The sequence below is a fragment of the Candidatus Enterovibrio escicola genome (genome assembly GCF_002464935.1).
Lineage (GTDB): Bacteria > Pseudomonadota > Gammaproteobacteria > Enterobacterales > Vibrionaceae > Enterovibrio > Enterovibrio escicola.
Window position 1 is genome coordinate 23783 of the sequence record NZ_NBYY01000002.1, and the last position, 13178, is coordinate 36960.

Genomic DNA, 13178 nt, shown 5'->3' on the forward strand with positions numbered 1-13178 from the left:
CCTTACAGTTATCCTACTGATAAACATACTAAATTGGAGTGTTCATGACTAAGTCTGAGTTGATCGAAAGACTGTGCAGTCAGCAAACCCATCTCTCTGTAAAACAGGTAGAAGATTGTATCAAAGAAATTCTTGAACACATGGTCACCACACTTGAGGAAGGACAGCGAATCGAAGTTCGTGGCTTTGGTAGTTTCTCTTTGCATTATCGTGCTCCTCGTATGGGTCGCAATCCAAAAACCGGAGAAAAAGTTAAGCTGGAAGGTAAATACGTTCCTCACTTCAAACCTGGTAAGGAACTCCGTGATCGTGTCAATATTGCTTGACTCGCATTTGAATAAAAGAACGGCATACTCTCTGTATGCCGTTTTTTTATTCTGGTTTGAGATGGTCTGACAATCTAAATTACTGCATAATCACACATGAATTTCCCGACGAATATGTAATGTCTGATCCGTGTAATCGTCGCTATCTGGATCTTTAGAGAGGGAGTAGCTGTGAAGATTATTAGTACCGTAATATTTGTCCTCTGTTTTCTAATCACTCTAGCTCTTGGCGCTCAAAACCAAGAAATAGTTAATTTTAACTATTTAGTTGCTAAGCAGGAGTTTAGATTATCTTTGCTTCTGGGTATTGTACTTGGTATTGGTTTTGGATTAGGTTGGTTGATTTTCGGTATGCTTTACATTAAAAAGCGGATATCTGTATCGGTACTGAAGAAGCAAGTAAGCAAGCAACTCCAAGAGTTAAATAAACTGCGTACGGATCCAGTAAAGGAATAATTAACAATGCTTGAGCTGTTGTTTCTATTGCTACCAATTGCTGCTGGTTACGGTTGGTATATGGGAAATAGAAATGCTCGTCATTACCGTCAGGATCAATCTCACCATTTATCGCGTCAATATGTAGCAGGTCTTAATCTACTTCTATCCGACCAGTCTGATAAAGCGGCAGACTTATTTATTGAACTGCTACAAGTTGATAGCGAGATGATTGATACGCACCTAGCACTCGGAAATCTTTTCCGTTCACGAGGAGAAGTTAATCGTGCAATCCGTATTCACCAAAACCTAATTGCGCGTCCTAATCTCACTCTTGATCAACGTAATCTCTCACTTCAACAATTGGCAAAAGATTATATGGTTGCTGGTTTTTTCGATCGTGCGGAGAAAATATTTAACCAGTTGGTCGATGAACCAAATTATCGAGAATTTGCTTTACAACAACTGCTCACTATCTTCCAACAAACTAGGGAATGGGAAAAAGCGATTGATATTGCCAGTCATTTGGTTAAAGCTGGGAAAATTAAACTTAAGCGTGATATATCTCATTTTTATTGTGAGCTAGCCATGTTGTCGATAGCAGATGGTGATGATAATAGTGCGCGACCACTTCTGCGAAAAGCATTATCCCTTGATAAGTCCTGTGTTCGGTCTTCATTGATACTTGCTCGATTAGCCATTGATAAATCAGAATATAAATGTGCAGCAAAGTTGCTTGAGTCAGTTTTAGACCAAGATCTGGATTTTGTCAGTGAAACACTACCCATGCTTGAAATTTGCTATCAAACGATGAATAAGGAGACGGCATTAGTACGTTTTCTTAAGCACTGTATTGAGCATAACACAGGTGTATCCGCGGAATTGATGATGTCGGATATTATCAATTCTAATGAGAACTCAGTGATGGCACAAAGCTTCCTTACACGACAGTTGACTCGGAATCCTACATTAAAAGGATTTCATAAGCTCATGGAGCTTCATGTTGATCAAGCTGAAGAAGGTCGCTCAAAGGCAAGTCTTAATACATTAAAGTGCCTTGTAGAAGAACAATTAAAGATAAAACCGCACTATCGCTGCCGAAAATGTGGTTTTGCTACACACTCATTGTACTGGCACTGCCCTTCTTGTAAAGGATGGGGTTTAATAAAACCTATCAGAGGTCTAGACGGAGAATAAATTAATCTGAGCTGCGCTCAAGAAATGAACTAAATGCCCAAGTCGCGATCTGATCGTTTAAAAAAACTATTGACTGCATAAGGACTTGGGTATGAATAACTGAGATACTATTTTCGTTGATGTTAACGACTTCTGCTAGACCTTCCTCCCTGCATGGAAAAAACACCTAATTTCTTACGTTGTCAAACAAAGAAGAAAGCATTTTCATCTCTCAGTTAGATAAGTGATGACGATAGTGATAGCTTTCCATCAATCTGGGTATCGAGACTTCAAAACCTATTATATCCACTTTTTTGCCGCTACCTCACTGAGTATCAAGCAAAGCCTATATGGATTGCCTTCGTTGATTTGTCCGAACGACAAGTTTATCACAACCTACACATTCTCAAACATCAAATTTATAAAGGTATAGCGAAGCGAGGAGAAGGAACGATATGGTGGTTATACGGATTCAAATTACAGTTTATTATCAATGAGTAAAGTTGCATTATCTCAGTCAAAGTGACGACGGCTAACGTGGATGATAGAAATCCTGTAGCGGAAATGGCTAACAAGCTTTGAGGCTGTTTATACGAAGAAAAAGGTTATATCTCTGATCCATCTTCGATGGATCTCACAGACAAGGGAGTGACATTTATAACTGGTGTGAAAAAGAATATGAAAGCCAAAGTGATGAAACTTTAGAACTGCCTAGAACTATAGTGATTTCTAGTGTAGGGGTAGGAAATGATGCGATGTAACCTGTTGATTAATCTAGCCAGATCAACAAGGAATACTCCGCATGGACAATAATCATAACGTTAACGAGCTTTATAAACTAGCAAACCCGCTTAATGAACTATTGAAATAAGGCGCACATCAGTGGTTGGCTCAAGCTATAAGAAGCCGAATATCAAGATGACTCGGCTTGATAAGCAAGCGCTTATGCAGATCTGAGATTAGTTAGTGAGTTTATTTTGGGAGTAGATGTTACACTGTATGGTTTCGTGACCGCTTGTCGATAAAGGGTGCTTTGAAGTAGCTTTCAATCAGTCGCTGTGTCAAAACATGTTTAGGTGTAGAAAAGACAGTTGCGGTTGACCCTGATTCAACCACTTTGCCTTTTTGCATTACCATCACTTTATCGGCCATGTGTTTCACAATACCCATATGCTGGGATACATAAACGTAAGATAAGCACATTAGTTCCTGCAATTCTAATAGAAGGTTGAGGATCTGAGAGCGTATTGATATGTCAAGACCATTCAATGCTTCATCGGCAACGATGATACAGGGCTGAAGTATAAGTGCTCTCGCTAGAGATACGCGCTGTTTTTGGCCTGTTGCTAACATCTGAGGATAGAAGTATGCGTGTTCAGGTAATAGTCCTACTTGTCGGAGCGTATCCTCGACACGACGTTCACGTTCTTGAGGTGTCATATTTGTGTTTCGTTTGAGTGGACTTTCTAATATCTGCCCAATTTGTTTGCGGGGGTTGAGTGAAGTATTTGGATCTTGGAAAATCATTCTAATTAGCTTACAGCGCGTTTTATAATCATGGGTACGCATGATTTCACCGTTAACACGTATTTCTCCTCCTGAAGGCTCGACTACACCCGCCAGCATTCTTGCAAGCGTAGATTTTCCTGATCCGTTTTCCCCAATGATCGCCAATGTCTCTCCGGCGTCTAGTGAAAAAGAAACAGGGTTAACCGCTTCGATGAAGTTTCTAGTAAATAGACCCGTACGGTAGTGATAATTCTTATGTAACTGATTGACTTCAAGTAGGGCGGTCATAGTTCTTTACTTCCATATTAAGAGGAAAGTGACAGGCAAACTTATGATTCTTGATTTTTCTTGTTCTCGGCATTTCAACGCATTTTCGTTGTGCGTAGTGGCAGCGAGGACCTAACCGACATCCGATAGGTAAGTGCTGCAACGGGGGTATAGCCCCCGGCAACGTCTCAAGTTTACTCTTGTGAGGAATATTTGTATTAAAGTCTGGCATTGCGCGTAGCAGTGCATCTGTATATGGGTGATGTGGAGTTTCTAATATTTGCTGGCGTCCCGCAGATTCGACCGATTGACCACAGTACATGACGGTGATACGGTCTGCCCACTGAGTAACAGTGGTTAAATCATGGCTAATCAATAAAATTGTCATATTTGATATCTGGTTAGTACGACTCAACAACCTAAAAATCTGGGCTTGAGTTATTGGATCCAAATCTGCAGTTGGTTCGTCGGCGATCAAAAGGCATGGACGATTGGCAATGGCCATCGCAATCATTACCTTTTGGCATTCACCGTCCGTGAGTTCATAAGGATAACTGCTCATTACTCTTTTGTGATCCTTAATACCGACTTTGTGGAGCAAAGCAATTGACTGCTGTTTTCGCCAAGAAAGCCTTTGCCACCAACTTCCACTAAATGAACTAGATGGAATCGCTTCTTCCAACTGATATCCCACACTTTCAGATGGGTCTAAGCAAGTCGCTGGTTCCTGAAATATCATCGCGATGTCTTTGCTTACTACATGGCGTCGTTCACGTGTCGGGAGTGATAACAAATCAATATTACCTAATCGTAATCTGTCTGCAGTTACTCGAAAAGTATCTTTGGTTACACCACAAATTGCTTTTGCAACGAGGCTTTTACCTGACCCTGATTCTCCAACTAATCCACGGATTTCACCCTCATTGATGGTTAAACTCATTCGATCAACGGCTTTAACGAGACCCTGTGGGGTATCGATTTCGATTGTAAGATGTCGAATATCTAATAACGTCATTATTCTGTACCTGAATTAATCGCTCGTGTCAGTCCATCGCCAACAATATTTACAACCAACACACTTATCATAATGGCTAACCCAGGGAGAGTTACCGTCCACGGTGCTGTAAAAATCAGATCAATGGAGGTACCTAGCATAGTTCCCCATTCTGGAGAGGGGGCTGATGTACCTAATTCTAGAAAGCCTAGTGCCGCTATGTCTAGAGTGGCAACAGAAAGGGCTCTAGTCACCTCAGTATTTAAAATGGTCAGAATGTTTGGCAGCACTGAATGGTAAAGCAGGTAAAAACTGTTTTCCCCGTCTAATCGGGATGACAGAACGTACTCTTTTCCCATCTCAGAATGTACGGCAGTATAGACCGAGCGAATGAATCTTGGGATCAGTGCCAACCATACTGCCAAAAGAATACTAAATTCTCCTGTTCCATAAAACGCAACAAAGATGATAGCTAGTAACAACGAAGGGATAGATAAAACCGTATCCAGAATATGATTCAGGAAACTGGATTTAAGTCCAGAAGTCATACCTGCTAGTATGCCAATAAAAATACCAATTCCGCTGGCGGAAAGTGTGACAGAGATAGCGTAGCCAAATGTTAATCGTGAACCTACAATTAATCGTGAAAGCATGTCTCGAGTCAGGTCATCTGTTCCAAGAAAATAATCGACTGAACCTCTGGTATCCCACGAGGGGGGAAGGAGGAATTGACCTGTTTTAAATTGTGATCCGTAAGGTGAAATCCAAGGTGAAAAAATAGTTATAAATATTATGATGACTAGGCACCATAAAGCGAACATTGCCAACGTATTCTCACGGAAAGAATTCCAAGTTCGCTGTATTTGTGTTGGTATGCGTTGCTCTGGATAAATACTATTTGAGGGCATACCATTTCTTCCTAGTAAGAGGGCTTATTGCTGCTCCGACTAAATCAGAGAAAATGTTAGCTAATAAAACAACACTTCCTACAGTCAGGACGCCTGCTTGAACGGCAATGAAATCTTGGAAACTCAATGCATCAAGAAGCCAAGTACCTATACCTGGCCAGTTGAAGATGGATTCAGTGATGATTGCAAATGTCATCATGGTCGATATCTGAGTACCAAATTTAGGGATAATTGGTGGTAATGCGTTTTTCAGTACATGTCGCATTACAATCTCAGATTTCGACAAACCTTTAGTTGCTGCAACTTTGATGTAATTTTGGTGCATTACATCGGATACAGAATCTCGAAGCAATGTAATAATTTCTGTCGTTGGAGCGACGGCAAGTACCAATGTAGGCATGATTAAATGGCGGATAATGTCTTCAATGGCCTGAGAACGTTGTGGATGGTTGGAGTAGATTATGTCCACCAATGCAAATCCTGTTACTTGTGGGATCTCGAACAGTAAGTTGTACCTTCCTGATACGGGTAGCCAGCCTAGATACAGAGAGAATACCATGATCATTAAAAGCGCCATCCAAAAGATAGGCATTGAGAAGGTCAATAGCGTGCCAGAAGAAATAAATACATCAGCGACAGAACCACGTCGAATGCCCGCTAATATGCCAAATGGAATACCGATGACGAGGGCGATAAGGAAAGCAAAGAAACATAACTCCAAGGTGGCGGGGATGACTCTCTCCAGAGATTCTGTTATAGGTGTGCCATTTGCAGCAATTCCCAAGTCATATTGCTTCAGTTGTCTTAGGTATTGAATCCAGCCTTCCCACAACTCGAATTTGTTATAAATAGATAAAGGATCCAGTCTCACTATATTGTAGCCGATCAATGTAAGGATCAACAAAGTAATAATGAACAAATTAAGCCGTCGAAGTACATAGTTAAGCATAGATCATCGGTTCCTAGACACGTTTGCAAATGATTTATCTCCAAAAGGGCTAAGTGTCATACCCCGTAACGTCAAGTTTCTTGCTTGATAATGGACACCATGGGCAATAGGAATGATAGGCATACGGTCACGTAAAATAGTTTGTGCTTGCAAATAAAGTTCCCGTCGTTTTTTACGGTCTTCGGTTATGATAGCAGCATCAAGAAAACGGTCGAAAGAACGGTTGCACCAGTTCGATAAGTTCCAACTAGTAGATTGAGCTTTGCATGAAAGTAACGGCCGCAGAAAATTATCGGGGTCTCCGTTGTCGGCAATCCATCCTGTTAGCACCATATCTAGGTTATCTAAATTATCTCGAAGCTTCTTACGGTTGATATCTTCTTGAGTGAGGATATTCACCGTGATGCCGATCGCTGCGAGATTTGATTGAATTAGCTCTGCGGTTTTTCTTGGGTTTGGGTTAAATCGTTTCGGGGTCAGAGGAACCAATAAATCCACAGAGAAACCATGGCGATAACCTGCCTTGGTCATTAGGCTTATGGCAAGTCGTGGGGAAAAGGTAAATTTGGCATGCTCGGCGTATGCCCAAGACATCGGTGGTAACATGCCTGTAGCTGGCGTACCTATACCGTAATATACGGACTGTATAATGTCATCTCTATTTACAGCCAAGTTGATAGCCTGACGGACGTCTAACGATGAAAGGGCTGGATGTTTAGTGTTTAGAGCAAGAAATGCCACGTTCATTCCTGTCTGATAGGATAAGACGAAGTCGGGATCTTTTTCTATGACGGAAGGCTGGCTGGCAATGGGAGAAGACAAAACATCACACTCTCGTGTAACCAATTTTGCTAGTGTCCCTGTGCCGTGAATGCTTATATCGTACACGATTTGTTCCATTGGGGCGGCTCCTTTCCAGTATCCCCAATGGCGTTTCAAACGTATGATTTGATGTGGTTGGTATTCATCTAAATAGAATGCACCGGAACCCACTGGGTGGGTATCTATCCGTGATAATTTACCCTCTTGCTGCAGTGCTTTTGCATACTCAGAGGAATGGATAACGGCATAGGTGGTGGCTAATGTGGAAAGAAATGACACATCAGGTCTGGATAGAGTAAAGAGCACAGTATAATCATCAAGGGCTTCAACATTATCGACCAGTCCTGCAAAGTCCATGCTATCAAACCATGGATATTTACCACCAGAAACGTGGTGAAACGGATGTTCTTGGCTAATCAAACGTTTAAAGCTAAACACCACGTCTTTCGCTGTTACGCCCTGATGAGGAATAAACCAATCGGTCACTTGAAAAGTAGCATTGTGTCGTAGGAAGAAGGTGTACTGAGTACCATTAGGATTGATAATCCAACTTTGAGCGAGCATGGGTATAGGTTGGTATGTCACTGGATCAAACTGCAGTAGACGGTCGAAAATCTGACTTGAAAGGGTATAAGTGGTTAGTCCACCATCCGATAACTGAGGATTGAATGTGTTGGGTTGACCACCCCCACAGTAAATAAACCCTCGGTTGCGAATAGAGTTGTCTGAGAACGGATCCTCGCATCCTACCAAAATGAGGGGGAATAAACTTGCGAAGAGCAAGCAATATAGAGTTCTCATAAGCCAATGATTATGTAATAAAATCAAGTTTTACAATCTACCACTCAAGCGACTGCGCTACCAAGTCGCGACACGAATATATGGTGAAAATCGGTGTTTCCATCACTCAAAAAATATTTCTAGCAACCATCTTAATTGATGGTAGTTTAACGGAATAGATTCCGTGACTAGTCTTTAGTTGGATTTCACCTTCTTGATCGCAAATATAAAATGGTTTTTTCCTATACCTGTTGCCATTGATGAAAATCTAATCGCAGATTAAAGCATGTGAATACAACATTTGAGATATTTCTCATCGTGCTGTAAATTGTGTGAAATTAGTATATAGCTAGACAAAAATTAATTGGCATAATTCACATGCGGATAAAACAGCACTCTTTCCTTCTTATAGACTTTACATCTGCCCATTTATGTTCTATTGGGTTAAGATCTAGACTGTAAGGAGGAAGCCACTCTAAAGTACAACCACGAGCTTCGATTGCTTCCAGCATGTCGCCACACGCTTATGAAAACTCGCATTATCCATAACAATCACAGCCTGCTCTGGAACTTTCGGAAGTGAATCTTATTCGAACCATGTGTGAAATACCTCTGCATTGACGTTCCAATTACTAAGCTAAACGTTAAAAACGTATGATTGATAATAGCACCGATGGCATTAATTCTTCCTTTTTAGTGCTAATCAGGAACTCCATAATATAGACTTCCTTTTTCAGAGTAACCATGCATTATAGGCATACTCTAGGCAAACCAACTTTCATCTAAGTAAAGTAGATGATGAATCTACCTTCTTCTTGATGTTTCTCTATTCTTCGCCGAAATCTTGACGTTTTTGTTTACACGCTATTAAGATAAAACAGAGTTTTTTAAAGCATATTGAGGTGTTTTAATGCATAGTTAATCGCAGGTTGAGCGACATTAAGGGGTTGTGTTCGTTCTCACTGGTAATCATCAGGAAACTTATCTACATCCTTAAGTAAAATATTCTCATCAATTTTTATAGCGGATTTATTTCTGATAATACAAAGCTATATCTTATTAACTCAACGAAATAAGGTCCGCATTCCAACATAAAAATGAACATTTGTCTGTTCAAACATTAATTAACCTCAGATCTGCATAAGTGCTTGCTTATCAATCTTCGTCATCTTGATGCTCGGCTTCTTTGGTTGAAATGAATACGCGATAAGCCCCGCCAGCAAATTGCCCATAAAGCTGATACAACTACGGTGCTGAGAATACTCGATTTGGGATATGTTTTTTATTTGGTCAAAAACGGTTTCAATAATAAATCATTTCTGGAGTATCAGGCGGTTCCAAAGTTTCATCACCTTTGATTTCATGTTTTTTTCACACCCGTTATCAGTGTCACTCCCTTGTCTGCAAGTTCCCACTCCAATGGACTAGAGATACAACCTTGCTCTCCGTATAAACACCCCTAAAGTTCGTTAGCCATTTCCAACACAGGCTTTCTATCATCCACGTTAGCCGTCGTCACTTTGACTAAGATAATGCTACCTTGGTCATTGATAATAAGGTGTAATTTAAAACCGTAGAACCACCCCATCGTTTCTTTACCTCTCTATCTAGGTACCTTTAAAAATCTGATGTCTGAGAATGCCTAGGTTGTGGCAAACCTGTAGATTGGATGAATCAACGAAGGCAATTCCTGTCGGCCTTGCCTGAGACGGAGCGTGAGGTAAGAGCAAAGCGGAACCAGAACACTTTGCATGAGCTTGAGCATCCTCGTGTAGCTAATTAATTCAGGAAATTCGTTGGTGGGGTAGCAACAAACAAAGTGAATATAATAGGTTTTGAAGTCTAGATACCCAAATTGATGGAAAGCTATCACTATCGTCATCTCCTTTCAATCAGTGAAATAACAATGATTATTGTATCTTTTCATCATTGGTGGTTTCGTGATTTTAAAACGTATTCCACGTAGTTTATTTTCCGTCACCTAACAATAGTATCCCCTGATTAGGAGAGCTATACACGGATGTTTAAGTTGATGCAAACTGCTTTAGTTTTCCTTTGTTCTTTCACCTAGAAATTTCCTACCAGAAACTATATGTGGTTGGGCTTAAGGCATGTCCCTTTCTGTGATATATTTAGCAGGATTTACCAGATAAAAGACATGAATGAATTTCAAAGGTATCAAATCGAAGCTGCTTCGCTTTAAACGTATTTTTACTACAAATTAAGCCATATTCGTATCCAGTAATCCCCCGCTATGACACCGATTATTATCATTCAGAAATAGCTAAGATACTGAAGTATGAAAGCTCATAAAAAGGCTTTGCCACTTACCAATGCTCGGGTTGCGGTCACGGGCAACATAAAATTAGCTTTAGTTGTAAGGGGAAAGTGTTATGCACGGTAGAGTTTAATCAAAATAGGCGTCAGCCTGTTCCCTGAAGTGGGCTATCGGCAAGTTGTTTTAACATTACCTGAGCAACTTTGTATTCTTTTCCATAATCACTCCAATCAGAAGCCTTTATATTCTGGGTTTGTGATCTTGGCAAAAGCCTGCTTATCAAAGTTAATTCAGGCACACTTTAAGAGCGATGCGTGTGAAATCGCCGCCATTATTTTCATCCATACTCATAGTTGTAATGGCAACTACAATCCACATTTACAGGTGATACTAGCTGAAGGTGCATTCTTTCTTTCAAACTAAGATTGGAAATAGTTTCAGCATTTATCGTTATCTCAGCTACGATTATTTTGGCAAAAACACTTACTGAAGTTAATGGAGATTGAGTTTCCGACGCGTCAATATGTGATTAACCTGAGCTGCTCATAAGAAATGAACTAAATGCCAAAGTCGCGATATGATCGTTTGAAATAAAGTATTGACTGCACAGGGACTTGGGTATGAATAACTTAGACGCTATTTTCGTCGATGTTGACGACTTCTGCCAGACCTTCCTCCCTGCATGGAAAAAATACCTAATTTCTTCTTTGGTATCTTCCTCCCTTACTTTGCAACTGATAATTCAGGGTAGTATTGCTTGTTTTTTTGCGAGAAGAACGTTCCACTTTCGGTAGTTAGCTTGTTCTTCTATGTTAGAGTATAAGTGTTGTAGTTATTATATGAATTCAGGATTAATATATCTTCTCAAGTATTAAGTGGATCCACAGTATGAGGAGTCATCGTAGTGTATCTTTCTGATAATGGTTCTAGGCAGATGACTTTCAATAAATTACACGGCAACTTCCATTTTTCGCTATATACCAGAATTCATTATAGCTCTTAAATTATTAGGACTTCTAGATGGTTTTTAGAAAAATCCGAAAAAATCTTCCAGTACTAGCACAAATTTGAAATGCTTTACCTCTTATTTATATTGACTTATTTGAGCAGGAAATTTCTACAAACTCTTACTATTCTCTAGTAAGACAATCGCTATCACCAAAGCGCATTGGTAACGTCTATATTGTGGCTTTCATGCATGGAGCAATGTTATGGCAAAAGTTACTTTCTACAAATCAGGAAATTCCTTTGATATCCCCAATAACAGTTCATTTATCGAACTGGAATATTTTGAGAGCAATGAATTGCCCTTTGGATGCCATGTAGCAGCGTGCGCTACTTGCGTGATTGATGTAATCTATGGCACACAAAATATCAGTCAAAAAAACGAAGCTGAGCACGATCTACTTAACGACTTAGACATAAATGGCGATAAAAGACGTCTTGGCTGCCAATGTGTGATTCATGGTGATGTGACAATCGAACCCCTCAAGTAACTTGAATAATAAATCGAGATCACATGACCTATACTCTCCTTGAGTGACATCTAATTATTTGCATTGTATTTTTATCTAATCCATGAGCTTCTCTGGAGTGCAGTGTTAAATTCTCACTCTTTTTTCTATACAGATGATCGAATATATCTTCTATTTACCATTTCAATATGTGTTTCCATCTTAGTCATGTATCAATAACTTTTTCTTCCTGTAACATACCTACCTTTTCATGGTTACCCTTATAACTATCGTTGTCATTAAATATCGTTTTGCCAGCACATAAAAACGGTTAAAAATCCGCGTCCACCGTCAGATGAAATGCGCAATCTATCGGAGAGTTAGCTAACCTCAGATCTGCAAAAGTGCTTGCTTATCAAACTGAATCATCGTGATGCTCGGCTTCTTTGATTGAAATGAATACGCGATAAGCCTCAGCCAGCAAGTTAACCATAAAGCTGATACAACTACGGTGCCGAGAATGCTCGATTTGGGATATGTTTTTTTAGTTGATCAAAAACGGTTTCAATAATAAATCATTTCTGGAGTATCAGGCGGTTCCAAAGTTTCATCACCTATGATTTCATGTTTTTTTCACACCCGTTATCAGTGTCACTCCCTTGTCTGCAAGTTCCCACTCCAATAGACCAGAGATATAACCCTTATCTCCGTATAAACATCCACAACGCTCATCCACCATTTCCGATAGAGGCTTTCTATCATCCACGTTAGCCGTCGTCACTTTGACTGAGATAATACCACCTTGGTCATTGATAATAAGGTGTAATTTGAAACCGTAGAACCACCCCATCGTTTCTTTACCTCTCTATCTAGGTACCTTTAAAGATCTGATGTCTGAGAATGCGTAGGTTGTGACAAACCTGTAGCTTGGACGAATCAACAAAGGCAATCCCAGACAGCCTTGCCTGACGTGAATGAGGTAAGAGCAAAGCGGAACTAAAACACCTTGCATAAGCTTGAGCGTTCTAGTGTAGCTAACTAACTCAGGAAATTCGTTGGTGGGGTAACGCAAACAAAGTGGATGTAATAAATTCTGAATTTTCGATATTCCGATTAATGGAAAGCTATCACTATCGTCATTACTTCGCTAACGGAGAGGCAAAAAGTCTTGTGTCTTTGTTTGACCCAAGAAGAAATTAGGTATTTTTCCCATGCAGGGAGGAAAGTCTGGCAGAAGTCGTCAACATCGACGAAAATAGCGTCTAGGTTATTCATACCCA

General features: G+C 40.1%; 15 protein-coding genes and 2 pseudogenes. 9 read left to right on the forward strand and 8 right to left on the reverse strand.

All coding sequences use genetic code 11. The features are described 5' to 3' along the window. Positions 1-44 precede the first annotated feature (44 nt). From ihfB to BTN49_RS19785, 6 genes are all read left to right on the forward strand, one after another. On the forward strand, positions 45-326 hold the full coding sequence (ihfB, locus tag BTN49_RS00730) for an integration host factor subunit beta (protein ID WP_097355615.1): 282 nt from the start codon (positions 45-47) through the stop codon (positions 324-326). Positions 327-497: 171 nt separating this feature from the next. Next, a complete protein-coding gene (locus BTN49_RS00735; RefSeq protein ID WP_097355616.1) occupies positions 498-782 on the forward strand; it encodes a LapA family protein in 285 nt (94 codons plus the stop codon). 6 nt (positions 783-788) lie between these two features. Then, positions 789-1958, forward strand: a complete 1170-nt coding sequence (gene lapB / locus BTN49_RS00740) for a lipopolysaccharide assembly protein LapB (RefSeq protein WP_097355617.1) — start codon at positions 789-791, stop codon at positions 1956-1958. A gap of 226 nt (positions 1959-2184) precedes the next feature. Beyond that, the gene (locus tag BTN49_RS13645; protein WP_158523541.1) at positions 2185-2370 is read left to right on the forward strand and encodes a hypothetical protein; all 186 of its coding nucleotides are present in this window, start codon (positions 2185-2187) and stop codon (positions 2368-2370) included. Continuing rightward, on the forward strand, positions 2340-2438 hold the full coding sequence (locus BTN49_RS19780) for a transposase (protein ID WP_394336619.1): 99 nt from the start codon (positions 2340-2342) through the stop codon (positions 2436-2438). The genes BTN49_RS13645 and BTN49_RS19780 overlap by 31 nt, the downstream gene beginning before the upstream one ends. Positions 2439-2564: 126 nt before the next feature. After that, a complete protein-coding gene (locus BTN49_RS19785; protein WP_423248257.1) occupies positions 2565-2642 on the forward strand; it encodes a hypothetical protein in 78 nt (25 codons plus the stop codon). Between the two features lie 285 nt (positions 2643-2927). Here BTN49_RS19785 and BTN49_RS00750 read toward each other — a convergent pair whose 3' ends face one another. The 7 genes and pseudogenes from BTN49_RS00750 to BTN49_RS21560 all read right to left on the reverse strand — a co-directional run. Then, entirely contained in the window at positions 2928-3734 is an 807-nt protein-coding gene (locus tag BTN49_RS00750) for a peptide ABC transporter ATP-binding protein (RefSeq protein ID WP_097355619.1), read from the reverse strand. Beyond that, entirely contained in the window at positions 3718-4728 is a 1011-nt protein-coding gene (locus BTN49_RS00755; RefSeq protein WP_097355620.1) for a peptide ABC transporter ATP-binding protein, read from the reverse strand. The genes BTN49_RS00750 and BTN49_RS00755 overlap by 17 nt, the downstream gene beginning before the upstream one ends. Continuing rightward, complete coding sequence (sapC, locus tag BTN49_RS00760) at positions 4728-5615, reverse strand: putrescine export ABC transporter permease SapC (protein WP_097355621.1); 888 nt, start codon at positions 5613-5615, stop codon at positions 4728-4730. The genes BTN49_RS00755 and sapC overlap by 1 nt, the downstream gene beginning before the upstream one ends. Further along, complete coding sequence (locus BTN49_RS00765) at positions 5602-6564, reverse strand: ABC transporter permease (protein ID WP_097355622.1); 963 nt, start codon at positions 6562-6564, stop codon at positions 5602-5604. Before BTN49_RS00765 ends, sapC begins: the two co-directional genes overlap by 14 nt. Before the next feature lie 3 nt (positions 6565-6567). Next, entirely contained in the window at positions 6568-8187 is a 1620-nt protein-coding gene (sapA, locus tag BTN49_RS00770; protein ID WP_097355623.1) for an ABC transporter substrate-binding protein SapA, read from the reverse strand. Positions 8188-8540: 353 nt separating this feature from the next. Next, positions 8541-8678: a transposase gene (locus BTN49_RS19790; protein ID WP_199399238.1), complete on the reverse strand. Its 138-nt coding sequence runs from the start codon at positions 8676-8678 to the stop codon at positions 8541-8543. A gap of 618 nt (positions 8679-9296) precedes the next feature. Beyond that, positions 9297-10048: pseudogene (locus BTN49_RS21560) on the reverse strand (IS982 family transposase); the annotation flags it as partial. A 558-nt stretch (positions 10049-10606) separates the two neighbouring features. Here BTN49_RS21560 and BTN49_RS12525 point away from each other — a divergent pair. From BTN49_RS12525 to BTN49_RS00785, 3 genes are all read left to right on the forward strand, one after another. Further along, positions 10607-10867: a hypothetical protein gene (locus BTN49_RS12525; protein ID WP_146678959.1), complete on the forward strand. Its 261-nt coding sequence runs from the start codon at positions 10607-10609 to the stop codon at positions 10865-10867. 197 nt (positions 10868-11064) lie between these two features. Next, on the forward strand, positions 11065-11238 hold the full coding sequence (locus tag BTN49_RS13655; RefSeq protein ID WP_158523543.1) for a hypothetical protein: 174 nt from the start codon (positions 11065-11067) through the stop codon (positions 11236-11238). Between the two features lie 417 nt (positions 11239-11655). After that, entirely contained in the window at positions 11656-11940 is a 285-nt protein-coding gene (locus BTN49_RS00785) for a 2Fe-2S iron-sulfur cluster-binding protein (RefSeq protein ID WP_097355625.1), read from the forward strand. A 348-nt stretch (positions 11941-12288) separates the two neighbouring features. On the opposite strand, the pseudogene BTN49_RS00790 reads toward BTN49_RS00785, so the two are convergent. Beyond that, positions 12289-13173, reverse strand: a pseudogene (locus BTN49_RS00790) (IS982 family transposase). Between the last annotated feature and the right edge of the window lie 5 nt (positions 13174-13178).

Excerpts from the sequence above, each read along its gene's own strand:
- ihfB (WP_097355615.1), top strand. The coding sequence starts at position 45 with ATGACTAAGTCTGAGTTGATCGAAAGACTGTGCAGTCAGCAAACCCAT.
- lapB (WP_097355617.1), top strand. The coding sequence starts at position 789 with ATGCTTGAGCTGTTGTTTCTATTGCTACCAATTGCTGCTGGTTACGGT.
- BTN49_RS13645 (WP_158523541.1), top strand. The coding sequence starts at position 2,185 with ATGACGATAGTGATAGCTTTCCATCAATCTGGGTATCGAGACTTCAAA.
- BTN49_RS19785 (WP_423248257.1), top strand. The coding sequence starts at position 2,565 with ATGGATCTCACAGACAAGGGAGTGACATTTATAACTGGTGTGAAAAAG.
- BTN49_RS00750 (WP_097355619.1), bottom strand. The coding sequence starts at position 3,734 with ATGACCGCCCTACTTGAAGTCAATCAGTTACATAAGAATTATCACTAC.
- BTN49_RS00755 (WP_097355620.1), bottom strand. The coding sequence starts at position 4,728 with ATGACGTTATTAGATATTCGACATCTTACAATCGAAATCGATACCCCA.
- sapC (WP_097355621.1), bottom strand. The coding sequence starts at position 5,615 with ATGCCCTCAAATAGTATTTATCCAGAGCAACGCATACCAACACAAATA.
- BTN49_RS00765 (WP_097355622.1), bottom strand. The coding sequence starts at position 6,564 with ATGCTTAACTATGTACTTCGACGGCTTAATTTGTTCATTATTACTTTG.
- sapA (WP_097355623.1), bottom strand. The coding sequence starts at position 8,187 with ATGAGAACTCTATATTGCTTGCTCTTCGCAAGTTTATTCCCCCTCATT.
- BTN49_RS19790 (WP_199399238.1), bottom strand. The coding sequence starts at position 8,678 with ATGCTGGAAGCAATCGAAGCTCGTGGTTGTACTTTAGAGTGGCTTCCT.
- BTN49_RS13655 (WP_158523543.1), top strand. The coding sequence starts at position 11,065 with ATGAATAACTTAGACGCTATTTTCGTCGATGTTGACGACTTCTGCCAG.
- BTN49_RS00785 (WP_097355625.1), top strand. The coding sequence starts at position 11,656 with ATGGCAAAAGTTACTTTCTACAAATCAGGAAATTCCTTTGATATCCCC.